Source organism: Virgibacillus oceani (assembly GCF_041521345.1).
Classification (GTDB): Bacteria; Bacillota; Bacilli; order Bacillales; family Amphibacillaceae; genus Virgibacillus_N; species Virgibacillus_N oceani_A.
Window position 1 is genome coordinate 1 of record NZ_JBGOHB010000049.1, and the last position, 25,197, is coordinate 25,197.

General features: G+C 37.6%; 29 protein-coding genes and 1 riboswitch. Of the genes, 1 reads left to right on the forward strand and 28 read right to left on the reverse strand.

Annotation, left to right across the window (positions count from 1 at the left end; genetic code table 11):
• Positions 1 to 306: 306 nt before the first annotated feature.
• The 16 genes from ACDX78_RS22015 to ACDX78_RS22090 form a co-directional block, all read right to left on the reverse strand.
• A complete protein-coding gene (locus ACDX78_RS22015) occupies positions 307 to 1,509 on the reverse strand; it encodes a hypothetical protein (RefSeq protein ID WP_486030824.1) in 1,203 nt (400 codons plus the stop codon).
• The gene (gene sigX, locus ACDX78_RS22020; RefSeq protein ID WP_486030825.1) at positions 1,499 to 2,041 is read right to left on the reverse strand and encodes an RNA polymerase sigma factor SigX; all 543 of its coding nucleotides are present in this window, start codon (positions 2,039 to 2,041) and stop codon (positions 1,499 to 1,501) included. Before sigX ends, ACDX78_RS22015 begins: the two co-directional genes overlap by 11 nt.
• 98 nt (positions 2,042 to 2,139) lie before the next feature.
• A complete protein-coding gene (locus ACDX78_RS22025; RefSeq protein ID WP_486030827.1) occupies positions 2,140 to 2,655 on the reverse strand; it encodes an ECF transporter S component in 516 nt (171 codons plus the stop codon).
• Between the two features lie 5 nt (positions 2,656 to 2,660).
• Positions 2,661 to 3,098: a DUF4430 domain-containing protein gene (locus tag ACDX78_RS22030; RefSeq protein WP_486030829.1), complete on the reverse strand. Its 438-nt coding sequence runs from the start codon at positions 3,096 to 3,098 to the stop codon at positions 2,661 to 2,663.
• Between the two features lie 274 nt (positions 3,099 to 3,372).
• Positions 3,373 to 3,550, reverse strand: a riboswitch (cobalamin riboswitch).
• Positions 3,551 to 3,596: 46 nt separating this feature from the next.
• A complete protein-coding gene (locus tag ACDX78_RS22035; protein ID WP_486030871.1) occupies positions 3,597 to 5,321 on the reverse strand; it encodes an ATP-binding protein in 1,725 nt (574 codons plus the stop codon).
• Between the two features lie 41 nt (positions 5,322 to 5,362).
• The gene (locus ACDX78_RS22040; RefSeq protein ID WP_486030831.1) at positions 5,363 to 6,079 is read right to left on the reverse strand and encodes a response regulator transcription factor; all 717 of its coding nucleotides are present in this window, start codon (positions 6,077 to 6,079) and stop codon (positions 5,363 to 5,365) included.
• Between the two features lie 128 nt (positions 6,080 to 6,207).
• Positions 6,208 to 7,404, reverse strand: coding sequence for a c-type cytochrome biogenesis protein CcsB (gene ccsB, locus ACDX78_RS22045; protein ID WP_486030833.1), 1,197 nt, complete (start codon positions 7,402 to 7,404; stop codon positions 6,208 to 6,210).
• 24 nt (positions 7,405 to 7,428) lie between these two features.
• Complete coding sequence (gene resB, locus ACDX78_RS22050; protein ID WP_486030835.1) at positions 7,429 to 9,072, reverse strand: cytochrome c biogenesis protein ResB; 1,644 nt, start codon at positions 9,070 to 9,072, stop codon at positions 7,429 to 7,431.
• A gap of 199 nt (positions 9,073 to 9,271) precedes the next feature.
• The gene (gene resA, locus ACDX78_RS22055; RefSeq protein WP_486030836.1) at positions 9,272 to 9,844 is read right to left on the reverse strand and encodes a thiol-disulfide oxidoreductase ResA; all 573 of its coding nucleotides are present in this window, start codon (positions 9,842 to 9,844) and stop codon (positions 9,272 to 9,274) included.
• A 60-nt stretch (positions 9,845 to 9,904) separates the two neighbouring features.
• On the reverse strand, positions 9,905 to 10,642 hold the full coding sequence (locus ACDX78_RS22060) for a pseudouridine synthase (protein WP_486030838.1): 738 nt from the start codon (positions 10,640 to 10,642) through the stop codon (positions 9,905 to 9,907).
• A 71-nt stretch (positions 10,643 to 10,713) separates the two neighbouring features.
• On the reverse strand, positions 10,714 to 11,244 hold the full coding sequence (locus tag ACDX78_RS22065) for a spore maturation protein (RefSeq protein WP_486030840.1): 531 nt from the start codon (positions 11,242 to 11,244) through the stop codon (positions 10,714 to 10,716).
• Positions 11,245 to 11,246: 2 nt separating this feature from the next.
• Positions 11,247 to 11,831 (reverse strand): nucleoside recognition domain-containing protein, encoded by a 585-nt coding sequence (locus tag ACDX78_RS22070; RefSeq protein ID WP_486030842.1) that lies wholly within the window; start codon positions 11,829 to 11,831, stop codon positions 11,247 to 11,249.
• Between the two features lies 1 nt (position 11,832).
• On the reverse strand, positions 11,833 to 12,927 hold the full coding sequence (locus ACDX78_RS22075; protein ID WP_486030844.1) for a D-alanyl-D-alanine carboxypeptidase family protein: 1,095 nt from the start codon (positions 12,925 to 12,927) through the stop codon (positions 11,833 to 11,835).
• A 193-nt stretch (positions 12,928 to 13,120) separates the two neighbouring features.
• Complete coding sequence (locus ACDX78_RS22080) at positions 13,121 to 13,981, reverse strand: superoxide dismutase (protein WP_486030846.1); 861 nt, start codon at positions 13,979 to 13,981, stop codon at positions 13,121 to 13,123.
• A 147-nt stretch (positions 13,982 to 14,128) separates the two neighbouring features.
• A complete protein-coding gene (gene scpB / locus ACDX78_RS22085; protein ID WP_486030848.1) occupies positions 14,129 to 14,701 on the reverse strand; it encodes an SMC-Scp complex subunit ScpB in 573 nt (190 codons plus the stop codon).
• A complete protein-coding gene (locus tag ACDX78_RS22090; protein WP_486030850.1) occupies positions 14,701 to 15,444 on the reverse strand; it encodes a segregation/condensation protein A in 744 nt (247 codons plus the stop codon). Before ACDX78_RS22090 ends, scpB begins: the two co-directional genes overlap by 1 nt.
• A gap of 122 nt (positions 15,445 to 15,566) precedes the next feature.
• On the opposite strand from ACDX78_RS22090, the gene ACDX78_RS22095 reads away from it, so the two are divergent.
• A complete protein-coding gene (locus ACDX78_RS22095) occupies positions 15,567 to 15,647 on the forward strand; it encodes a YjcZ family sporulation protein (RefSeq protein WP_157404585.1) in 81 nt (26 codons plus the stop codon).
• Positions 15,648 to 15,760: 113 nt separating this feature from the next.
• On the opposite strand, the gene ACDX78_RS22100 is transcribed toward ACDX78_RS22095, so the two are convergent.
• The 12 genes from ACDX78_RS22100 to ACDX78_RS22155 all read right to left on the reverse strand — a co-directional run bounded on the left by ACDX78_RS22100 (position 15,761) and on the right by ACDX78_RS22155 (position 24,949).
• The gene (locus ACDX78_RS22100; protein WP_486030852.1) at positions 15,761 to 16,123 is read right to left on the reverse strand and encodes a GNAT family N-acetyltransferase; all 363 of its coding nucleotides are present in this window, start codon (positions 16,121 to 16,123) and stop codon (positions 15,761 to 15,763) included.
• Positions 16,124 to 16,314: 191 nt separating this feature from the next.
• Positions 16,315 to 16,761, reverse strand: a complete 447-nt coding sequence (locus ACDX78_RS22105; protein WP_486030854.1) for a site-2 protease family protein — start codon at positions 16,759 to 16,761, stop codon at positions 16,315 to 16,317.
• A gap of 38 nt (positions 16,762 to 16,799) precedes the next feature.
• Positions 16,800 to 17,237, reverse strand: coding sequence for a peptidylprolyl isomerase (locus ACDX78_RS22110; protein ID WP_486030856.1), 438 nt, complete (start codon positions 17,235 to 17,237; stop codon positions 16,800 to 16,802).
• A gap of 177 nt (positions 17,238 to 17,414) precedes the next feature.
• Positions 17,415 to 18,722: a diaminopimelate decarboxylase gene (gene lysA / locus ACDX78_RS22115; protein WP_486030858.1), complete on the reverse strand. Its 1,308-nt coding sequence runs from the start codon at positions 18,720 to 18,722 to the stop codon at positions 17,415 to 17,417.
• Positions 18,723 to 18,814: 92 nt separating this feature from the next.
• Positions 18,815 to 20,236: a spore germination protein gene (locus ACDX78_RS22120; RefSeq protein WP_486030873.1), complete on the reverse strand. Its 1,422-nt coding sequence runs from the start codon at positions 20,234 to 20,236 to the stop codon at positions 18,815 to 18,817.
• A gap of 88 nt (positions 20,237 to 20,324) precedes the next feature.
• Entirely contained in the window at positions 20,325 to 20,753 is a 429-nt protein-coding gene (locus ACDX78_RS22125) for a stage V sporulation protein AB (protein WP_486030860.1), read from the reverse strand.
• The gene (locus ACDX78_RS22130; RefSeq protein WP_486030862.1) at positions 20,750 to 21,349 is read right to left on the reverse strand and encodes a stage V sporulation protein AA; all 600 of its coding nucleotides are present in this window, start codon (positions 21,347 to 21,349) and stop codon (positions 20,750 to 20,752) included. Before ACDX78_RS22130 ends, ACDX78_RS22125 begins: the two co-directional genes overlap by 4 nt.
• Positions 21,350 to 21,575: 226 nt before the next feature.
• Entirely contained in the window at positions 21,576 to 22,334 is a 759-nt protein-coding gene (gene sigF, locus ACDX78_RS22135; RefSeq protein WP_486030863.1) for an RNA polymerase sporulation sigma factor SigF, read from the reverse strand.
• An 8-nt stretch (positions 22,335 to 22,342) separates the two neighbouring features.
• Positions 22,343 to 22,783: an anti-sigma F factor gene (spoIIAB, locus tag ACDX78_RS22140; protein WP_486030865.1), complete on the reverse strand. Its 441-nt coding sequence runs from the start codon at positions 22,781 to 22,783 to the stop codon at positions 22,343 to 22,345.
• On the reverse strand, positions 22,780 to 23,133 hold the full coding sequence (gene spoIIAA / locus ACDX78_RS22145; protein ID WP_486030867.1) for an anti-sigma F factor antagonist: 354 nt from the start codon (positions 23,131 to 23,133) through the stop codon (positions 22,780 to 22,782). The genes spoIIAB and spoIIAA overlap by 4 nt, the downstream gene beginning before the upstream one ends.
• Before the next feature lie 106 nt (positions 23,134 to 23,239).
• Positions 23,240 to 24,421: a D-alanyl-D-alanine carboxypeptidase family protein gene (locus tag ACDX78_RS22150; RefSeq protein WP_486030868.1), complete on the reverse strand. Its 1,182-nt coding sequence runs from the start codon at positions 24,419 to 24,421 to the stop codon at positions 23,240 to 23,242.
• A 237-nt stretch (positions 24,422 to 24,658) separates the two neighbouring features.
• Positions 24,659 to 24,949, reverse strand: coding sequence for a hypothetical protein (locus ACDX78_RS22155; RefSeq protein ID WP_486030870.1), 291 nt, complete (start codon positions 24,947 to 24,949; stop codon positions 24,659 to 24,661).
• Positions 24,950 to 25,197 lie beyond the last annotated feature (248 nt).

Consider the following 25,197-nt stretch of genomic DNA (forward strand, 5'->3'; position numbering starts at 1 on the left):
CAAGGAGTTTCGACCTTCCTCATCCAGCCGTAGCATCAGTATCGCCAACCAATAACTATTTTCATTCTCCGTGGTGTATAGCTTTTTTGTGATACATGGTTGACTGCGGAAGGAATGATCAGTTAAAACCGCCGCTTTACGCGGCAACACTGATCCACCTGGCATGGCCAGGCGAAGTCAGTACGTAGCTAAACGGGCACTTGCGCTTTTGTTCTATTAATTTGTATATATATGAATTGGAGGAGAATTTCTCTAAGACTGAAGGCAGGGGGCCACCCGACCGTACCCTCGTTATTCGTTTTGATTTTAATCATCCAAATAAATAGGATTAACAGCTTCGGGTACGGGTACTGGCTCTGTTAAATTATAAGGTCCAATATGTTCCTGATCGGTATTTTCAAAGCTCACCTGTTCATAGCCGTAGCTTTTTGCAGTCATTAATACAGCCTCAATCATTTCCAGCGAATCCTGGTCATCTCTAAGATTGGCATCATCGGATAACACGAAGTTTAAATGCTTATTGTCAGGTTCTATCGTAAATTGAATATCCTCAGGTACAGTCTTATATACGTGGTAGCCTACCTCATCTTCTTTCAGTTCCATTATAGCTTCTTCAATTCCTGTTTGTTCATCATTTGGAATCGGGATTAGCATTTTAATATCTTCTATTTCATAAAGTTTATAGCTTGAAGGGCTCACCTGCTGAAGAGACATTTCATTTATTTCCCCAAAAGGATCAAGGTCTGCAGGTTTACCCTCAGCCGTTTGAATCGTTACTTTTTCAGTTCCATACGGACGAAACATGGTGGCAAGGATTTTTTCAAACATATTTGCCCTTGCTGAACCTCCTGCTAGTGAAAAGTCATCCGGTAATTCAAGTACTACTTCATTGTCTGATTGCGTAATTTGAAATTCCACATTTTTAAACAGATACTTTCCGGTAGTCTCTTTCCACTCACTTACGTATTCTTCCATATTATTATAAAAGGCTTGAAGATCCCGTTCTCCTGAAGCAATATAAGCGAGCGGAATGACATACTGTCCCCGGATATCCGATAAACCGGCAAAATATATATTTTCATTTTGATTAACATCCTGAACAACCAGGCTTTCATTCTCTGTTTCCATTAAGCTTGTTTCCTGTTCCGCCTGGCTACTTTCTTCGTTTGTTCCACCTTCACTGCTCTCTTGATTATATTGAATTGTACTATCTTCATTTGATTCTCCCATTTCTAAATCACTCGCCATATTCATCGTATCTTCTTCACTTGTTTGCTGCATATCCGTGTTGAGAAAGACAGGTAGGAGAATAATGAATAGTAAGGCTGCTGCCATCGCAGCTGCAAATGGCATAAATTTCTTGGTTTTGCCATGCTGTTCAGCATTTTTATTTAATCGGGAGGAGATCTGATTGTAAATTTCTTCTTTATCCCTTGCATCTTGAACCTTGGGTATTTCTTCTAATTTATCAATCACTTCCTGATGTTTTTTCTCTTTATTATTGTTCATCGGAATCTCCTCCTCTCGACTGATTTTCCTCTATATGCTTTCTTAGTACCTTCAATCCCCTATGCTGTGTTGTTTTTACCTTACTTACGCTAACGTTTAAAATATCAGCCGTTTCCTTGATGGAAAAAGACTGTATGTAACGCAAAATTAACACACTTTTTTGATCCCGCGTACACTTATCCAAGTATTTATAAATTTGCTTTATTTCTTCACTTTGGACTGTAATTTCCTCTGGAAGCGGGTGATCGTCTTTAATATTCTGTCCTTTTTCATGCCAGTCAAAAAATTCCAGTAGTCGCTTTCTCTTTCTTTCCTGTGCACGGAAATGATCAATGGTTACATGGCGTGCGATTGAAAATAACCAAGTTTTTAAACTGCTGTCGCCTTTAAAATTTTTATATGATTTTAATACTTTTATATAAACTTCTTGCAGAAGATCCTCTGTCAAATGCTTGTCTTTCACCATATAGAATATAAATTGAAATAAATCCTGGTGGAATTCATCGTAAATCTTATTAAAAACGGCTTTCATAAAGATCCTCCACTCATACAGACGTTATTTGCATCAAAAACGTTACATATATCTGCATACTAACAATATAAATGAAAACAGAAAAAATACCAACCTCATCAGCTGGTATTTTGAATTGTAAATCTGCCGTTGGAATACTTTTTAAAGAAATAAGGGATGATCGGATAAAGAAATAGCATAAAAACGGCATTGCCAATGGCGTGATAAGTGTCAAACGGCAATCCCATTAAATAGTATGGAAGAAATTCCCCAGTAATCTGATAGGTTGTTAACGAAATTATAAATCCATAAAAATAACCACAGAAAATGGCGTAAGTCACAAGAATAGGTATGGATATTTTAAATCTGGCTTTTCCCAGCAGCCCGCTTAGCAACCCAATAATGGACCAGGAGACCACTTGCCAAATTGTCCAAATTCCCATTCCCAGCAGCATATTTGACAAAAAAGTAGTCAGCAAGCTTAGAAATATTGCGGCAATCGGCCCAAGGACGATACCGCAAATAATAATAATCGAAGTTATTGGCTGGATGCTGGGCATAAAAGAAAAAGCCAGTCTGCCTACCACTGCTAAAGCTGCCAAAAGTGCCAGCAGGGTTAGTTTATACGTATTCACTCACATCATTTCCAGTCTTGAAAATCAAAGATTATTTCTTCACCCGGACTTAGTTCATATTCTTCAGCTCCAACCATGGCCGTTTCACCATTTATAAAGAATATCCAACCTTTATCTTCATTTTCTTCAGCAGATACTCTTTCAATGGAGGTGATAAATCCACCCTCTTCTTCTACATAAAAATTCTGCTTCATTACATCCAATAAGATATCCCCTTCTTCTACCGGGATTTCTTTTTCATCGACGTATTCGCTCCCATCGTCAATCGATACTGTAATTAATACAGTATCTTCATTTTGTTCATTTGCTTCATTCCCTTCAGTCTGTTCGGCTGTATCATTCGTGGAAACTCCACCCTCTTCACTATTATCATCCGTACCACAGCCGGCTAATAATAAAATTGCAGCCAATATAACTCCTATTCGAAGCATCCATTCATTCATGATACTTATCATCCCTTCTTCTGATTTTTTCTGTTTGATTTGTAATTAAGTAAATACAATATTAAGAAATACATTTCATTTTAACAGGAACAAAAGTGCTGGAGCTTGGCGAGGCTAATTCTATATAAAGATTATCCAATGACCCTAATTTTATAATTTTCTAAGCAGCAAAAAAGCTGACTCCGGTTGGAGATCAGCTTTTTTTAGACAATAAAACAATAAACAGTTGGAGTTTTTGTGTTTTGATTGTCCAATAGCTTATATCCCCGAAGCCTAGAGTCATCAAAAATTGGCAGGTCTACTGACTCATGATTTTTCCTACTTTGAGCCCTTCCCATATGTCATACATCTAGTGGATATGCTTATTTCCTCATCTTTTACAGTTGCGAGGACAGTTCCAGCTATTACCGGATTCCCTTTAAAGCAAGTACACCAATTTCTCGTATTTAGTTTAATTATTTTTCAATCATACCATATTAAAATTTACTGGTAAAATCTTTAATTATTCTCGTTTTTTGGTATTTGGAAACTAAATGTTGTACCTTCGTTTAATTTACTTTTTACTGAAATGGTACCGTTATGTGCTTCCATGATATTTTTTGCGATAGCCAGTCCTAAGCCAGTACCTTTCTTCTGTGTGTTTCTGGTTCTTGACTTGTCTGCTTTATAAAACCTTTCAAAAATAAACGGTAAATCTTCTTCCGGTATTCCACTGCCGCTATCGATAATTTCTACATGGAATTCATCTATATTATTCGTTACAATAATTTTCACATTTGATTGTTCTTCCGTGTGACGGATAGCGTTATCAATTAAATTGGTAAACACCTGTTCAATTCTGTCCGGGTCAAATTCAGCATCTGATACTTCTATCTTTTTCGTTAGTGACAGGTTAATATTATTTTCATCCGCCAGTCCGCTGAATTTTTTATGGATTTTTTCAACAAAAGGCGCCAAGTCGACTGTGCTCATATTTAATTCAAAGTGTCCGGCTTCCATTCTGGCAATTTCCAATAATTCATTTACCAGACGATTCATCCGCAGTGATTCTTCATAAATGATACCCGCAAGTTCGTTTTTCTCTTCTTTGCTTTCTGCAATATCATCTACAATAGCCTCACTGTATCCCTGCAGCATGGAAATTGGCGTGCGCAGCTCATGAGAGACATTCGCAATAAAATCTTTCCGGAATTTATCCAGCCGTCTTTCCTCTGTCATGTCACGGATGACCGCAACAGCACCTCGGATAAATGATTGGTCATATAATGGCGTCATTAACATAACTAAATCTTTTCCCTGAACATTCATTTCATACAATACTTCTTTCTCACTTGTAATGACCTCTTGTAAAATATCGTTTAGATCACTTGGTAATTTTCGGTTCGTATCACCGGGATCCAGGTTATGTTCAAAATTCCATTCATCAATAAATTTATCAGCAGGTCCGTTGGTAACAATCATATCTCCATTACGATTCATCGTTATCACGCCATCAGCCATGGAATTAACGATACTTGAAAGCTGTTCCTTTTCCTGACGCAATGCATTAATATGAAACTTCAGCTGTCTTCCCATACGGTTAAAGGCCAGGGCCAATTCTCCAATTTCGTCATGAGTTAAAATCGGAACTTTTGTATTAAATTCCCCTCTGGTGAGGTCAAAGGCTGCTTCACGCATTTTGATTAAAGGAGAAGTAATTCTGGTTGAAAGAAAGAAAGCAAAGAACGTTGTTAATATAATAGCTATTCCAGCTGCCAAAAATATAATTCTCGTCGTTTCCGCTTTTGTCTGTTCAATGACATCCAGTGACTGATATACGAAAATTGCCCCGTTATCTGCAAAGGGGATACCAACAAGCATTACCTCAATCTCACTATTCGGCAGATTCATTTGTTTTCTTACATCCGTGTTCCCCTCTAAAACTGCTGCAATGTCTTCGTCCTGGTTGAACCACTCCTCCTCCAATCTTAAAAGATCAGCGTTACTGCTGTTGGAAACCCATATACGCTCATCATCAAAAACGATAGCTACCCGGCTTTCAGGGTTTTTAACCGTCTCAACTGTGCCCGTAGTTAATGATTCAGATTCCTGCTGCGAGAGCAACACATATACCTTGTTCGCTGTCTGCAGCATATCACTTTCTGCTTCCTGTATATGGAAGTTTTCAAAAAACTCAAGGAGTAGTATGGTTAAAATAAACAATACGAAAGCAACGAGCAGCATGATCGTTAATGCTAATTTGACAACTACACTGCGCCAAAATTTCACTGATCATCAACCTCGAATTTATATCCTACCCCCCAAACAGTTACAATCATTTTTGCAGCCAGTTTGGAAACATTATTCAGCTTTTCCCGTAAACGTTTAACATGGGTATCCACGGTTCTCAAATCACCAAAAAATTCATATTGCCAAACTTCTTTCAGCAACTCTTCACGATTAAACACTTTGTCCGGAGATTTTGCCAAAAAGCAAAGCAGTTCATATTCTTTCGGCGTGAGACTTACCTCCTCCCCGTCAGCCGTAACCCGGTGTGCATCATGGTCAATAGTTAGATGAGGAAAAACCATCATATTTTTTGCTGTAGCATTATCATTTTGTATATTAACAGAAGTTGATCTTCTTAAAATCGCTTTCACACGCAAAACAACTTCTCTGGGACTGAAAGGTTTCACAATATAATCATCAGCGCCTATTTCTAGACCCTGTACACGGTTTGCTTCTTCACCTTTGGCAGTCAGCATGATAACAGGTGTATTCTTTTCTTTTCTTAATTCTTTACATACTTCAATTCCGTCCATTTCCGGCATCATTATATCAAGTAAAATGACATCATAATCATTATTTAAACCTAAATCCAACGCCTCTGTACCATTTTCAGCTTCTTCTATATTGTAATCCTCCCTTTCAAGGTACATACGCAGCAAACGGCGAATTCTTTCTTCATCATCAACAACAAGAACGTTTACAGTTGATTCCATAAAAATGTTCCTCCTTAGATCCACTATCACTAATTCCTTATATAATGAGTATAAACCAATATTTGAGAAAAGTATAAAGAAAAACGAGAGATTATCCAATTCGTCTGAATAACCCCCCGTTCTATAAATTACGCGTAAGAATGTAAGCCAGCAAGTACGAGATTCACAACAATTAAATTAAACATGATGATGGCGAAACCTACAACTGCAAGCCATGCTGATTTTTCACCATGCCAGCCACGGGAAAGTCTCAGATGTAAAAATGCTGCATAGAAAAACCAGGTTACTAATGCCCAAACCTCTTTCGGATCCCATCCCCAAAATCGATCCCACGCAATTTGTGCCCAAATAGATGCAAATATAAGTCCCCCCAGCGTAAATACAGGAAAGCCAATGGCAACTGCACGATAATTTATTTCATCGAGCAAATCTGGTTTTACATTTGTTAATACCGGCTGTATTGCCTTTCCAACACGTTTTCTCAATATTAGCCTTGTTACAAGATAAATAATGCTGCCTGTAATAAATGACCAAATAACTGTATTGAATTTTCTTCCTGCATCTTCACCTCGCATCCAACCAGGTGTTTCAAACCACGGCTGCATAACGCCTTCCGTCAATAATTCTCCACTACCCGGAGCGGCAATAGGCGGCAAATGATATTCCGTTGTCGTCACATTATTTTGCTCCGTATATTCAAAGGTTGCTTCATAATCCATCAAGTTAAATGTGGAAGTCGAAATGATAAATCCTACAAATAAAAATATCGTGAATAATACTATTTCCAGCCAGGTTGTCCGTTTGCTTCTTTTAGTTTGATCGATTTGTCTGATCAAATATATTAACCCGGCAACAAAACTAATAGCAAGTATACCTTGTGCAAGAGATACTGTAATTACATGTATTGGCAGCCAGTAACTTTGCAGGGAAGGCATCAAAGGCGAAACTTCTGTCGGAAACATACTTGCATAGGCAATAATTATCATCGTAACCGGCAGGGCAAATAAACCCAGCACCCCCAATTTGTAAATAAAATAGATGATAATGAAAGCAAGGACAATACTCATTCCCAGGAATGTCATAAACTCAAAAAGGTTACCCACAGGGGCATTTCCACTCGCCATCCATCTGGTTATAAAATAAGTGAGCTGAGCTGTAAACCCAATAATTGTAATGGTTATTCCGATTTTACCAGCTATTCCTTTTTTATTTTTAGACCGCTTGTCCCTTATTGTAGCCCCAAAAAAAATAGTGGCTACAAGATAAAGAATAAATGCTGTGAAAAGCATCGAACTGCTTATATCAAGTAACATCGACGCACTCATAAAGCTCCTCCTCTTAAATTAAAGCTAGTCTTCATCCAGTTCCTGTTGATCTTCCACCATATTTAATGCTGTTCCATCAATAGCTTTTTCAATATCCTTTTGCACCCCGTACCAATTTTTATTTGTATGTGCAGCGATCATAGCTCCATTGTCAGTTGGACGAAGCCAGATTCTGCGGTGATGCCAGTACATACCCTGGATAACTCCTATCATGAAAATAGCCGCTCCGATAATGAAAAAAGGCAGTGTGTAGTCTACACGAACCGTTATACCGCTGGCTGCATGCATATCAAAGTCATTAATACCAATCCTGTAATCATTATCTTCGGCAGCATCTATATTTGCTCCTACACCAATAAAGCTGACTTCCGCAGTGTCACTTTCAGGAGGGTGTACTAAAAATACAAATGCCGGATTTCGCGGAAAATTGGTTTCCGATGCCGGAGTTCCGTCTTCATCCATATAAAAATCAGGAAAATATTGGCTTACCTCTACATGGAAACCATTCTCGAGTTCATACGATGGCTCAGGAGAAGTTAGATCGACAGTAAATGTACTTAATGTTTCCTCATCTGTATCATCTGTTTCATAAATGTTAAACGACATATTGGAAAACTCATTTAATTGGTATCCTGCCTGGTATAATGTATATCGGTCAAATTTGACCGGATGATTCATTCTTATCTCATCTTCGACAATTACCTCCAGCTCCGGATCTGCACCGGCAACGTCAGATATCGCTTCATATATAACAACATCTGTCTGGTAATTACTTGGAACCATACCACCTTCTAATTCAATGGCTGCACCAAACACTTCATCTTCCGGATCATGGGTCTCTAAATGGAATTGCTTATTTTCCAGATAGTATTGCCGATCCGTCCCGGGGATTACCAGCTGCTCGCCTTCTCTGATCCATATATATTCATCCAGATACAACCAAGGTGTCATCCGGAGAATGGCAGCCAGAAGAATGATGATTAGCCCAATATGATTTACATAAGGTCCCCACCTTGAAAATCGGCCTTTTTCCGCTAGTATATGTCCATCTTCATCTCTTACTTTATAACGCTGCTTTTTTAACCGTTCTTTAACTGTTTCAAAATCATTTTCATTAATTGATGCAGTTTCACTGAACAATCTTTGTCTTTTTAAAAAGGTAGCATGTCTTTTTGCTTTTTGTCTTTTCAACGCTTTATACAAAGGAACAAATCGGTCGATGCTGCATATGACAAGTGAAACACCAATTAAAGCGATTAGCAGCATATACCACCAGGAACTGTATAAATTATGAAAACCGAGCTGGTAAAATATCAGTCCCGGAATACCATACTGATCTTCATAAAAAATAGCAGGATCTCTTGATGGTGCATCTGCAGGTATGTACATTTCCTGTGGAAATATCGATCCAAGTGCTGAAGCAAGCAATGCCAGAACAATTAACCAAACACCAACTTTTACCGAAGAAAAGAAGCTCCAGGTTTTATCGACAATTGACTTATTATAAGTCTGTGATCTTCTGGCACTGCCTTCATAGCGCATGTTTAAAAGTTTTTTCTGATCATTCCCGTCAATATGCTGGTTGCCTTCTATCGGTTTACCGCATGCTTCACAAAGAACGGTACCTTCCGGGTTCACATGCCCGCATTCACATTTTATTTTATTCATGATAAATCTCCTCATTCAATAAGCTGCTTGCATATAAATCTTATACCCCATACCCTGTTTTACTTCGGTTAAGCGTAATATAATTCCTATTAACAACAGTAGAGACAGCAAAGCTTCCGACGTTTTCTGTCTATTGTACATAATTTATAGTAAAAGCCTTTCATTCAATATTATAGACAAAAATTTAAAAAAGACTTCATTAAGACGTTGGACGAATTTCCTGTAAGTGTGCTTCCAGACTTTCCAAGGATAAAGCCCCTTCTACTACTTCTACTATTTCACCTTCCGGATCTATGAAAAAAGTACTCGGAATGGGCCCGATTTTATATAAATCCTCTACCTCACCTGTAGCATCGTAAGGTATAGGAAAAGTCAAACCAAAGCTGTCAATAAACCGGTGAACTACCAATTCTGTTGCATCGAGACTTACGGCAACAATTTCAATTTCGTCTTGATATTTAGGGTATAATTCTTCCATATACGGCATTTCATCTTTACAAGGTTCACACCAGGTTCCCCAAAAGTTCAGCATAACGCCTTTTCCTTGTAATTCACTCAGCTGAATGCTTTCCAAATCGTTATTCTCACTAATTTGCTTCAGTTTAAAGTCCGGTGCCTGGTCACCTGCACGATATATGGTATTATCCTGCTGCAGGTTATTTACCAATGCAAAAATAACTGCACCTAATAATACGGCAAGAATGGCTGATCTGAAGATTAATCGATTACGCTTTTTATTTCTTTTGTTCTTCTTTATTTCATCTAAACTCATCGGCCTCACTCTCCCAGGTACATTATACCATCGTATCCCACGATTAATTGTGACTATAATTTAACAATTTTCTATAGCCATGTTTCTTATCTGTTTTACTTCTTTTGGGGTTAAACTGCGGTATTCCCCTGGTTGAAGTCCTTTTAACGTAAGCATACCATATTTTTCTCGTTTTAATTTTTTTACCGGATAGCCCATTTCTTTCATCATTCTTCTAATATGGCGGTTCTTTCCTTCTCTTAAAGTTAATTCAATAATCATGGATTTATTTTTACGATCTGTGGACAAAATTTTATAATGGACTGCTTTTAACAATTCATTTTCCGATTGTATGCCTTTCTTTAATTGTTGTAGCTCGTGCGCCATTGGTAATCCACTGATTTTGGCAACATACACTTTATCCACTTCATATTTTGGATGCATAAGCAGGTTGGCAAATTCGCCATCATTAGTCAATAGTATTATACCTGATGAGTCAAAGTCCAACCTTCCTATTGGAAAAACCCTTTCCGATATTTCCGTTAAAAAATCGGTTACCACTTTTCTTCCTTTGTCATCCTCCACGCTGGAAATCACACCCCGTGGCTTATAGAGCAAATAATAAACAGGCGCTTCTTTTTCAAGCGGAACACCATCTACTTCGACTTTGTCCATTGGGGAAACTTTCGTCCCCAGCTCTGTGACTAATTTATCATTAACCTTTACCAATCCGCCTGTAATTAGCTTTTCGGCTTTTCTCCGGGAAGTTACTCCGCTTTGTGCTATTACCTTCTGCAGTCTTTCCTGATGGTTCGACATTGTCATCACCTTTTAAATTTTATTCATTCATTATAATAGCGTTAACCTTAGGTTAACGCTACTTTAAAGTCTTATCCAAATATAATGGAAACGATTATAATTGATGCTATTATACCAGCTAGGTCCGCTAACAGTCCAACCTTTAACGCATCCCCCATTTTTCTAATGCCTACCGCTCCGAAATATACAGTCAGAATGTATAGCGTGGTATCTGTACTGCCCTGCATAGTAGAAGCAAGTCTTCCAATAAAAGAATCCGGCCCATGTGTATCAATTAATTCCGTCGTCATTCCCAATGCAGCTGTTCCGGAAATAGGTCTTACCAATGCAAGCGGTACAATGTCTGCGGGTATTCCTGCAAAGGCCAGAATAGGTGAGATGAGACCGATAAAAGCTTCCAGCGCCCCTGAGCTTCGCAGAATGGAAATGGAGACAATCATACCTACCAGAAAGGGCAGCAAATTAAAGGCCATTTTGACGCCTTCTTTTCCACCCTCTACAAATATTTCGTATGTGGGCACCTTTTTCCATGTTGCCGTTAAAAGTACGATTAACAAAAAACATGGTATGATCCATACGCTTATTGTAGTAACAAGTCCCATTTTTAGCTCCTCCGGGTCCGTTTATATTGAAAAAAGCGATCGATTAAAATAGCAGAAGTTGTTGATAATGCAGTAGCAATAATAGTAGTTCCGACTATCTCCGTGGGAGAAACTGAGCCATATTGCATTCGAATAGCAATAACGGTTGTAGGTACAATTGTTAAACTTGAAGTGTTTAAAGCTAGAAAGGTGATCATTGACCTCGAGGCAGTATCCGTTCCGCTTAACGCTTTCATTTGTTCCATTGCTTTAATTCCCATCGGCGTAGCGGCATTTCCCAATCCGAATAAATTGGCAGTTATATTGGAAAGAATATACCCCATTGCCGGATGGTCTTTTGGAATTTCCGGAAATAAGCGTGTAATAACGGGGCGGAAAAATGCAGCCAACATCTTTAAAATCCCTGCTTTTTCAGCAACCCTCATAATACCAAGCCAGAATACAAGTACACTTATTAATCCTATCGATAAAGTTACAGCTTCATTTGCACTTTCAAATACAGCCTCATTCACCTGATCCATTGTGCCATTGAACATTGCATATAAAATGCCGATAATGGCCATAGCAGCCCATATTATATTAACCATGTTAGTGGGCTCCCGTTAGCTTTTTGTACATTTCATAAAATACTTCAATTGTTCCCTCGTTCATAGATGGGGATGGCATAATAGGTGCTTCGGCTATAAGTTGGTCATCTAAATAAAATACCGATTTTCCTATCATCTCCCCTTCCTTTACAGATGTATCCTGTAAGATAAAGTTTTCATATTTTATATTCGTTTTTTCTTCATCTGTCAGCGGATAAATAACATCCCTGTTTAAATAACCAGTTGAAATATCCTCCAGACCACTAAATTGATATAGGAATTCGCCTTTTTCAATCAATGGATGCATATCAAACGCTTCGAAACCCCATTCAAACATACTCATATGATCCTGCCAGTCATCTGGTGCGTCCAATGTAACTGCTATTAACTGCATATTTTCTTTTTCGGCAGAAGTAACCAGTGTCCTTCCTGTGTGTCTTGTATAACCGGTTTTCCCCCCGGTACAGTACTCATAAAATTGTGTTAATAATTTATTTTTATTTTGCCAGCTGTACGTTCTGCTCTCGGCTATGTAATCAGTTGTACCGGATATTTTGGCGAATTCCTCATTTTGCATGGCATATTGCATTAAGATTGCCATGTCATATGCAGTAGAATAATGCCGGTCAGCGTCCAAACCATGTGGGTTCTCGAAATTTGTATTGGTCATTCCAAGCCATTTTGCTTTTTCATTCATTAAATAAACAAAACCTTCTTCACTGCCGCCAATATATTCGCTGATGGCAACTGCTGCATCATTACCGGATCTCAGCATCAATCCATAAACAAGATCTTCAATTGTCATTTTCTCACCCTGTTCCAGATAAATAGAAGACCCTTCTGTATAAATAGCTTTTCTGGAAGCAGTAGCCTTTTCATCCATTTTTCCCGATTCAATCGCTATGATGGCGGTCATTATTTTCGTTATACTTGCAATAGAAGCTTTTTCATGGGCATTTTTTTCAAATAATACGCGTCCTGTTGTCTGTTCCAATAAAACAGCGTTATTTCCTGACACATTGACCGATGCATGTCCAGAAATCGGATAAAATAATCCGACAAATAATAGTATAATCATACATAGCATAGCTCGCATATTGGTTTTCCTCCTGCCAGATAGTGAGTCTGTACATTTTATGCGTCATATGCCGTGTTATGAATAAAAGATCTTTTGAGTGAATGTTTACCGATCATTATATTGAAATAAACAGAGGTGGCATAATAAGGGGCCATCTAACGTAAAAGAAGCAGGAGGTGGCGTTTTCCTCCTGCTCTCTAGCTGCTGTATTTTATTTACTTAATTTACGAGCGTTCATATATCGCTCATTTACGTTGTCCCAATTCACCACATTCCACCAGTTATCTATATAAGCTTCTTTATCTGTCTGATATTGTAAGTAATATGCATGTTCCCACACATCCAATACTAATAAAGGAATGGTATTTGCAAGTTGAAACAATTGGTGTTTTTCAAAAGATTGTACGGCAAGTCTTCCGTTCATTGGATTCCATAGTAAAACAGCCCATCCATTTCCTTCTACAGAAGCTGCTGTATTTGAAAATAGTTCCTTAAATTTTTTCCATGAACCAAAATCTTTTCTCAAACGTTTCAAGATTTCTCCCGAAGGCTGCTTTTGTGAATTTGGGGTCATATTTTTCCAGAAAATAGAATGCAAATGATGACCCGAACCATGAAAAGCTTGGTTTCTCAGCCAGTACTTTAGTTTATCATCTGTTTGCCTTTTATAAAGCGCTGTTTCCGCCTCATTTAATCCATCTACATAGGTTTGATGATGTTTTTGGTGATGCAGCCTCATAATTTCTGCACTTATATATGGCTCCAATGCATTATAATCATAGGGTAATGGCGGTAATACGTGCTTGCCATAACCAATATGATGATCTTCCTTTTTATTTTTCGTTATATCTGATAACAGCCTTTGTCCTTCGTTTTGAATGGATGCTACATGATCATGATTCAATGATATATTTTCATGTAAATAACCTGTGATTTTCTGCTGCCATTCGTCAATTTGTTTTAGCCAATCATTCATTTCATGCTCGGATAATTGCGTGCTTTTTAAAGATACTTTTAAATCGTCCCCCCATTTTAAAAGTTTTTCCATATATGCTTCTTTACTTTTTTCCATGTCATCACCCCGATGTAGCATATGCCCATGGGTATGAATTTGTGTAAGCGTGATTGTATATTTTTTTGGATAATATTATTATCTAGGGCATTTATTAAAAGTAGAAAGAGACTGCCCAACATAAACCTAATTGGCAATCCCTTTTTGTTATACCTCTTTATCAAGAAAGAAAAGTTCTGCTTCTTTTTGCAAATCTTCTTCGTTGATATCTTCCGGCAGTGGCGGCAATTCCTCCAATGACGTTAACCCGAAGTAAGTTAGAAATTCTTTACTTGTAGCAAACAAAATCGGTCGGCCAACTCCTTCTTTTCTTCCAACTTCTTCAATTAAAAGCTTGGAAAGCAGTGTCTGTACAGGCCGGTCGCTTTTCACTCCTCTTATTTCCTCAATTTCCATTCTTGTAATCGGCTGTTTATAGGCAATGATCGCCAATGTCTCCAATGAGGCCTGGCTCATTCTGGATGTCTGAGGTGTTTCCAAGAATTTTTTATAATAAGGGTTGTGTTCGGGTTTTGTTGTTAACTGGAATGATTGGTTTGATTTAATTAGCATCATTCCTCGGTCTGTATTTTCATAATCAAATTGTAATTCTTCCAGCAGATGTTCTACTGTTGTCTCCGTAACCTCAAGTATTTTGGATAATTGCTTCACATCTACCCCCTCATCACCACTCACAAATAGCAAGCCTTCTGTAACAGCCTTTAATTTAGAAAATTCCACTATGATTCCTCCATCGGGTAAATATGAATTGCGTCAAATTGCTTTTTTTGCTTACAGTATACGGAATTTGATTTCATTAATTCTAGTAAAGCCATAAATGTGATTACAATATGTGAACGGGAAGGATAGTCAAATAAGTGATCAAATGGGACGCCATCTCCATCCTTCGTAATCCGTGTTAAAATATCGTTCATTCTTTGTTCAATTGGAATTTCAGCTTTTTGAATTTTTGTATCCAGCGGTTCATTCCATTTTTTTCTTTCAAACAATCCCCCCAAAGCTTGAAGCATATCATAGATGGATATATCTCCCCGCACAGGGGGAGACGGAGCACGATCATCAATATTTTCAAATACCGCCGGATCTCTGGTGAACAGCTGGTTATCCGATCGTTCTCTTTCCTGTAATGTTAAAGCAGCTTCCTTATATTTTCTATATTCTAAAAGTCTCTCCAAGAGTTCCTCTCTTGGGTCCTCCATATATTCCTCATTTTCTTCGTCTACTTGCTGGGTGGGAACAAGCATCTTGCTTTTTATGGATATTAATGTAGCTGCCATTACAAGGTATTCACTTGCAATGTTCAATTCCAGTTTTTGCATGGTGTGTATGTATTCCATATACTGCTCGGTAATCTGTGCTACGGGAATATCATAAATATCAATTTCATATTTGTTTATGAGGTGAAGCAATAAATCTAGCGGTCCTTCAAAGGCTTCTAATTTTACTTGATAAGACTGGCTCATCTTAATACTTCCTTTCAACAGAACTAATAATTATCTTAAGTTACCATCAGCGCCTATACACATGTTTTTTGTATTGCATATAGTAAATAATGTGAACAGCTAAAATTAAGGGAGGTATTAATATGAGCGGTTACGGCGGAGGATTTGCATTAATTGTTGTATTGTTCATTCTGTTGATTATTGTTGGTGCATCCTGGTTTTAAATTGTAGTTAATATATACAGAAGAACGATTCAGCAGAGATTAAAATAGCTGTTCCGCTAAAGTCTGATTTCTAATATTAAATCAGGTTAATAGGAACAGCCTTTTATTACATATCATTTGTGGGTATTATTTTCCAGACTTTTAGTATAGAACTTTTGAACGTCTTCATTTGCACAGACGGCATATTTTTCATCATAGAGCCTTTTTATTTCATTCACCATTGCTTTCCCTATTCCCTGATTACGATGTGAAGGATTTACTGAAACGTGTTGAATAACAGCATTTATATCATTTTCAATTTTCACCCCGATTGCACCTATAACGGATTCTTCCTTCCATAAATAAAGATGCCAATCTGAATTTGTCTCATACTCTTTGATTGTTTCCTGCAATTTTTTCACATCTTTACCGTTGGGCATAAAAGACAATAACCCCATAGCAATTTTTTCCATGTTTTTTTTATAACGAATTAACATAAATACCCCTCTTAACATATCCTAACTTAGTAGCATGTATAATTATAATGCCGCTACAAGTTTGTATATATATTTATGCATTAATACAGCGTTTTGTCAAATTAATAACCGTTGGGTGCCGCTTACTCCCGGCGTTATCATGGGTTTCCGGAATTCATCATTCCAGGTAATTTGTGATGGAAAATTATATACTATTGCTTCATTAATTGAAGTATTTTATACCCATCCGATTGTTTGCCCTTTAAATTTAAGGGAAGCAAATTAACAATGGTTAACCATACATTAAACAGACAAAATAAAAGGACATAATTATTCGGAAAAAGATAATATAAAAAGTAAAATATAAACGCCAGCATAGCACTAGTTAATGGCCCCATAATAGTGATCCATATTTTTTCTGACGGCTTAAACTGCCTATTTCTGGAACTGGTAGCAAATCCGCCTAAAAAGAAAAAACGGTGAATGGAAAGCTGGAAAATTTGAAAAGATTTTTCATATATTTTTTTTCCGCACCCGATAGTTAATTGGATATGATCTGCTTTTGCAGTGCGGGCTGCAAAAGCATGACCTGCCTCGTGAACGATTGTACTAAATGGACCGACAACGAACAAAAGATATAATATTAAATAAATATTCATACTTTAGTCCTTGTACTAGCTAGCATTTTCATTTGTCTTTACTCGGAAAATACACGAACTTCATTCATTATGTCTCCATTTGACATTGCTTTAGCATGTTCCACACCTGAAGTAACCTGTCCAAATACAGTATGAACGCCATCTAAATGAGGTTGCGGCTCATGTACGATAAAAAATTGACTGCTTCCAGTATCTTTCCCTGCATGTGCCATCGATAAAGACCCTTTCACATGTTTATGAGGATTACCTTCCGTTTCACATTTAATAGTGTAGCCCGCATTACCTGTGCCATTTCCTGCAGGACAGCCACCTTGACTGACAAATCCATCGATCACACGGTGAAATGTCAATCCATCATAAAATTTATCATTCGCAAGTTTTTCAAAATTAGCTGCCGTATTTGGAGCCTCATTTGGAAAAAGTTCAAATTCGATTTTATTTCCATTCTCCAGTAAAAAGTATCCTTTTTTTGTCATGTGATCATCTCCCTGCTATAAGTAAGTGTTAAAAAAGGAGGTTCAATAGCGAGTAATCGCACGAAGATCCCCTATCCACTTGTCATTTTCACCAGACTTTTTAAACATCCTCTATGAGTAAAAGCCTATTATATTGTACCACCTATTACATTTTAAAGGCAATGATATGGTGTATTATTAAAGATAACTTAAATCATTGGAAACAATATCTTCGTATGTCTCCCTCTTGACAACCAGCTTGTCCTGCCCATTCTCAACAAAAACAACTGCAGCTTTCGGGATGCGGTTATAATGATTTGCCATAGAATAACCATATGCCCCAGTAGAAAAGACTGCAAGTATATCTCCGTCATCAATTTCAGGAAGTGGCAAATCCCAAATAAGCATGTCTCCTGACTCACAGCATTTGCCTGCAACCGATACTTCATTTATCGGCGGCTTTTGTGCCTTGTTTGCTATTACTGCTTCATATTCGGCATTGTATAGTGCAGGTCTAAGGTTATCTGTCATTCCTCCATCTACCGATACATAATTACGTACACCTGGGATGTCCTTTTTGGAACCAATGGAATATAAAGTAATACCGGCATTCCCGGCAATTGCTCTTCCCGGTTCCAGCCAGATTTCAGGAAGCGGCATATTTAGTTCATCTGCTTGTTTTTTCACATGTTCTACAAGAGATTCAACGTAAACATTGTAGGATAAAGGAGAATCGTCGGCTGTATATCTAATACCGAAGCCCCCCCCCAAATTTAATACTTCAGGTGTATATCCATAAACTTCTTTCCATTTTGCCAGTTCCTCAAATAGTCTTTCAGCAGCAGTTACAAAGCGATCCGTTTCAAATATTTGTGATCCGATATGGCAGTGCAGTCCCCTAAAATTGATAGAAGGATGGTTATGCACTAATTTGAATGCTTCTTCTGCTTGACCATTACTTAAATTGAAGCCAAATTTAGAGTCTTCATTGCCGGTCATAATATATTGATGTGTTTCGGATTCCACTCCAGGTGTTACCCGTAGCAGGATATCCATCTTTTTATTCGCTTTGTTTAACAGCTCTTCTATTAATTGTATGTCATAAAAATTATCCACGACAATACAGCCGATATCATGTTCTATAGCCATCGAAAGTTCCTGCAGGCTTTTGTTGTTCCCATGCAAATGAATCCGGTCTGTTGGAAAATCAGCTTCCAGCGCAGTGTATAATTCCCCTCCGGAGACTACATCCAAATGCATTCCTTCCTGTTTCATTACCTGCAACATGGATATCGCAGAAAAAGCTTTGCTTGCATAGGAAACTTTTGCTTTTATTCCCATTTTTTGAAATGTGTTAATGAATGCTCGGCAATTATTCCGAATGATAGAGACGTCATACACATATAAAGGCGTTCCATATTTCTTTGCCAAATCCATTGAATCGACACCATCTACTTCTAAATGTCCTTTTTCATTTACTAAAAAAGGATGATTATCCATCAACATATAAGATTCCTCCAATTATCAAGTTGTCTGCATACGATATAATGTAAAACTTTAACACATTACCATGAAAAAAAAAAGAACTAATTATGTCTTTAGTTCTTTTTATCAGGCTGCCGATAATTATTTTTTGGATGTACAATGCTTGGTCTGCTATTCGTATATGGTGTAGGGATACGGAACAGTGTGTGCAGTATTGCATGCGGATTGAAAGGAATGAATGGCCATAAATAAGGCGTTCTTAATGATCTCACATGCGCTAAAAACAGGATGTGTAATACGATCCCCACGGAAAAACCGGTCAACCCAAAAAATCCGGTGAAAGTAATCAGTGCTAAACTGATAACTTTATTGGCAACACTCAGCTCATGGCTTGGAGTTACATAACCACCAGTAGCTGAAATCGCTACATATAATATTACTTCAGGCACAAACATCCCTACATCAATGGCAATCTCGCCAATTAACACAGCAGCAATCAGACCAAGCGCAGTTGATAAAGGAGTGGGTGTATGAATGGCCGCCATTCTTAAAAATTCGATTCCTATGGCTGCAAGTAAAATTTGCATCATGATTGATATATTTCCGGTTTCAGTCGGTCCAATATAGGATAATTCAGCTGGCAGCAGTGCAGGATTTTCCACAACTAAGAGCCAAAATGGCAAAAGATAAATAGAAAGAAAAACTGCAAGAAATCTTACCCATCTTACAAACGTACCCAGTGCCGGCGTCTGCCGGTATTCCTCTGCATGCTGCAAATGATGAAAAAAAGTTGTTGGCAAAATAATCGCACTTGGTGATGTATCTACAATAATAATAACGTGTCCTTCCAATAAATGGTTGGCAGCAACATCAGGTCTTTCTGTATATCTGACAAGTGGGTATGGATTCCATCCCCGGTCAATGACGAATTCTTCCAAAGCTTTATCTGCCATGGATATACCATCTATTTCTATGTCACTGATACGCTTCTTTATTAATTGAATAAGCCCTTCATCAGCTACGTCCTCAATATAGCTTAAACAAACATCCGTTTTGGATCTTTCTCCAACCTGCAGCATTTCATGACGAAGCCTGGCATCTCGTATCCTTCTTCTGTTTAATGCCGTATTCTCCACAATATTTTCGGTGTAACCGTCCCTTGAACCTCTGACAACACGCTCTGTATCAGGCTCTTCCGGTGACCTTCCCGGATAGTTACGAACATCTACTACAAAGGCATATTTATGTCCCTCTACAAAAACAACAATTAAACCCGACAGTAATTGATCAATTGACTCATCCATCGTTTCTGTTGGCTCAAGCTGCTGATGAACCAGGCGATTTTCAATAATTTCCGGCAACTTTTTCTTGTTGCTTTCGTAATCATTAATAGCGATCAGTACTTTTAAAATTTCCTGCACAATCGATGAATCACAGAGCCCGGTTAAATAATAAACTTGCACCTTATTTTTCAATATAATAAGCTCACGGAATCCGAGGTCATAGGAGACACCAAGGCCTAATTTTTCTTTCATATATGCTTCGTTTTCAGCTATTTTACTTGAAACAGGTATTTTATTATCTCCTTTATTTGCCAAAAAAATCACTCCAAATACAAAAGCGTTACTTCACAAAATACATCCATTGAAATAATGAACCGGCGATTTTACCCAGGACTACTGCCATAAATAACCACATCAAATGCCGGTCCACGCCGAGACGTTTATAAATAATCGGAAAAACGTTGAGAATTTCGGTTAATGCTGCAGCCAGCATCCCATTGAAAATACCATGTAATAAACCCCAGAACAAGAGAAGAAAAACTGGCTGACTCCATGTAATGGATGTAAATGAGAAAAATGTCCCGACGAGCGACCCTATAATTACGCAGGAGATATAGACATTAATATATTTTTCTGTTTTACTTAATTGGATTAATCTTGGGATAATACCAAGTACTGTAAGAAATGCGACAAAACCAGCACCTACAGCAAGACCCCCGCTAATACCAATAATCAACTGGATGAAATTACTAATCAATGATTGTATCATTTTAATTTGTTTTCGTTATGCCTCAAATAATGATCGAGATCCTGCTGGTAATTAAAAATCTCCACTTCAAGGGGGCTTGGCTCTTCATTAATGCGTTTATTAAACCAGTGATTAAAAAATAAAATCATCCCAAGTCCCAATCCGAAAGAGTATGGGATCTGAATCCATAAAGGAAATTCACTTTCTTCTCCTGTAATGATAAAATGCAGTTTCTGCTGTACTTCCTGCATACTTACATCGTAATGAAAATTCATAATTGTCATGGCTGTACCAATAAATAAAAGAACCCATATACAGGCTGTTAATACGATGGATGGAGATTTACGTTTTGGTTGTATACTTATAATTGTTTGTTCAGGCCCAATTAGCTGAAATTCTATGTTTTCATACATTTTATTTAAATGATCAATAACGAGAAAGCTGTCGATGATCACTGTATTTATATCCTTTTTGGTAATTCGGTATATAGGTGTGTTTTCAAGCTTTCTTTTTTGCCATCCATTGGTTGATATATAGGCAATATGTTTCAGCTGAATGTCTATCCTTTCAGACAACTCCAGTTTCTTTTTCATTTTCAGATATACAATATCGGTCACTTAAAAAGCACCCTTTTCCTAATTGATATTGATCTGAAAATAGTATTTGTCAATAATGGATTATTTATTACGATGGAAATTCATGAAGTAAAAAGATGTTTATGTATTTTTTAGTAGAAAGCATAGCAAACAGCAGAAATAAGAAGACTGCCCTTGGCATATAACAGAAGTTTTAATAGATTCATCCGATAAAAACCACTGTTATTCTTTGCCGGGACAGCATTATTTATACATCCATATTTATTTTCATTTCTTTTAATATCTTTTTTTCCAGTCTCGAGACTTGCACCTGGGATATCCCTAATCTTTCGGCAACCTCGGATTGTGTCTGATCTTTATAGTATCTTAAATAAACGATGACTCTCTCTCGTTCATCCAGGTTTCGGATAGCATCCTGCAATGTCATTTTATCAAACCATTTTGAATCGGTATCAGCAATTTGATCCAGTAGGGTGATAGGATCCCCATCATTTTCAAAAACCGTTTCATGTATGGAATGCGGTGATTTAGCCGCTTCCTGGGCATGAACTACTTCTTCAGGAGAAATGTCCAAAGCATCTGCAATTTCATTTACAGTAGGTGATCTTCCCAATTCTTTCGTTAATTCATCCTTTTTCCTGCGTATTTTATTTCCTATTTCCTTCAGGGATCTGCTGACCTTTAAACTTCCATCGTCTCTAATAAACCGCTGGATTTCCCCTATGATCATTGGAACAGCATACGTTGAAAAGCGGACTTCATAGGAAAGATCAAATTTATCTATGGACTTAATTAATCCTATACTACCGATTTGAAATAAGTCATCAGGATCGTATCCTCTGTTTATAAATCGCTGAACAACTGACCAGACAAGCCTGACATTATTTTCTACCAGTGTATCCCTTGCCTTCTTGTCCCCTTCTTGACTCTGATGGATCAGTTCTTTTATTTGTGCATCAGTTAAGGTTTCATTCCGTTTACTGTTATTTTTTACATTTACATTCATAGGCATCCCTAATTATAAACAGTTCTGCTGTTTATCAGCTGCTTAGTCATATGAACAATGGTTCCGTTTTCGGAATTGGAAATAACCTCAACTGTATCCATAAAGTTCTCAATAATGGTAAATCCCATACCGGATCTTTCCAACTCCGGCTTGGAAGTATATAAGGGCTGGCGTGCTTCATCTATATTTTGAATACCTATCCCTTTATCTTTAATGATCAGCTCAATTTCTCCTTCGTGCAGCGTACAAGCTATAAAAATTTTATGATGACCTTCATTATTATAGCCGTGAATAATAGAATTTGTTACAGCCTCCGATACTACTGTTTTTATTTCTGTCAATTCCTCCATCGTCGGATCCAGTTGTGAAATAAATGCTCCCACTGTAACCCTGGCAAAAGCTTCATTTTCACTTACACTTAAAAACTCTATCTGCATTTCATTTTTCATGATGCCACCCCCAATGATTCCAGTGCAAACAGTTCATTCTCCTCGAGCCGAATGATTTTAAACATCCCCGACATTTCAAACAAACGTTTGATTGGCGGTGAAATGGAACAGACAACCATTTCACCGCCAAACTGCAACACTTCTTTATACCTGCCTAAAATAACGCCCAGGCCGGAGCTATCCATAAAAGTTACAGCTTCAAGATTTAAAAGGACATGTTTCATTGCATTCGTTTCCATCATTTCTTTCCATTCATTTCGCAAGCCTTCTGTCTCATGGTGATCTAATTCCCCTGACAGCCTGACAACGAGTACATCTTCTTTCATAATAAATGACGAATTAAGCCCCATTGCTTTTTCCTCCCTTATTAATTACTCATAAGTCTCTTTCTATATTCACTGAGTCAATTCCTGCTACATGACAAAAGAAGAAGTAATTCCTGTAATTTAGTATAAATTATTCAGCTTTCAACAATTTTTGCATAGATCTTTTAAATAAGGTGTAATAAGATGCTTTTTTGATATCATGATCAACCGTCAAACCACTTTCAGACAGGATATCCTGTCCTTTTTTGACATACAGCGTGCCGATTTCATCGCCCTTTTGTAATGGAGCGGTAATATCAGGATGGAATTCAACTTCAGTTGTTATATCTTTCGTCGATTCTCCTTTAGTATGAAGGGTGCTGATTGATTCGGATGCCACTATTTCTATGTTTTTATCTTCAGCCTTTAACAGCTGTAAATTTGTTATCGTTTGCCCTTTATCAAAAAGTTTTTCTGTTTCGAAATGGTTAAAAGCATAATCGAGCATTTGGGATACTGCTGCATTTCTTTCTTTTGTTGTTTCGGCACCCATTACAACCGTAATGACTCGCATATCATTTTTTTCTGCGGTAGCCGTCAAGCAATATTTCGCTTCGTTTGTAAAACCTGTTTTCAGCCCATCTACTCCAGGGTAAAACCTTACTAATTTATTCGTGTTTACGAGCCAAAATTCGTTGTCCTCCCCCTGGCGCAAATAATCTTCATAGATTGATGTATAATCTGTTATTGTTTCATATTTCAATAATTCCTTGGCAATCATTGCCATATCATAAGAGGTGCTATAGTGATCCTCAGCTGGCAATCCGGTAGAATTTTGAAATTTGGTATTTTGTAAGTCTAATTTCTCCACTTTTTCATTCATTCTTTTGACAAAAGCATCCTCACTGCCGGCAATTCTTTCAGCTAAGGCAACACTTGCATCATTTCCTGATGCAACCGCTACTCCTTTAAGCAGATCTTTCACGGTCATCTCTTCCCCTTCTTCGAGAAAGATCTGGGAACCACCCATGGAAGCAGCTCTTTCGCTTATCCGGATCGTTTCATCATAGGACAGATTTCCATTTTCCAATTCTTCCATAATGAGCAGAAGTGTCATGACTTTTGTCATACTTGCCGGCGGAAGCTTTTCATTTGCATTTTTATCAAAAAGTATTTCTCCTGTATCTCTTTCCATTAAGATTGCCGTTTCCGCTTCGGATGCCAAATTTAATTGATCCTGTTCGTTATCTTCCTCCTCTTCTGCAAAAGCAGGGATATTCATACCGAGCAGTAAAGTAAATATTATGCTGACCATTACTACACTCTTTTTCATAGACTTTACCTCCAACAATCAATATAACTCTAGGGTTGACAATCATGATGAATTTTATACGGGAAAATATGGATATACTCTGCTTATTAATACAGGATTTCGAAAAAAAGCCGTGAACGTTATAAAACGTTCACGGCTTTTTACGGTATAATTTTTCTAACCACTGATTTATTTTCTTTTGAATTATTTAGGAAGGTGAATTGTGTTCAACCATGATAAGGATTTTACAGCCAAATGCTATAATACATCATTATTGTTTTGTTGTGCTTCCTGTAATTGCTGGCGGGTATCATGCAGTTGTTCGTATGCCTGCTGGAATTGCGGGTTTTCCGTTGCCTCCGTTCCTGCCTGCATCCGTGCATATTCCAATTCTTGCTCACCCTGCAATAATAATTGAACGGCCTGGTCCAACATTTCTTCATTTGAGCCTTGAGCTTCAAAGGCAGTCTCCTGTGCTTCTTTTATACTTTTACTGGCCTGCTGCAATATTTGATGTAAATGCTGTGGAACCATAAATGTATCCTCCATTTATTTTATTCCTTGTTATTATGGACTTTTCCACTCGATAATATGTATAGGATTGAGCATCGAGGCTGGGATAAAACAATTGTAGTAAAAAAATACGAACATCTCTAAACTTGCACTTAAAAACGTAAGCGTCAAATAAAACACACATAGAATCAGAAAGTCATCCATGCGATAATCTTCTTAGAAATGAATTCAGGAGGTTATGCGATGACTCTAAAAGACAAAAGAATAGAATGGGAAGCGCGGTA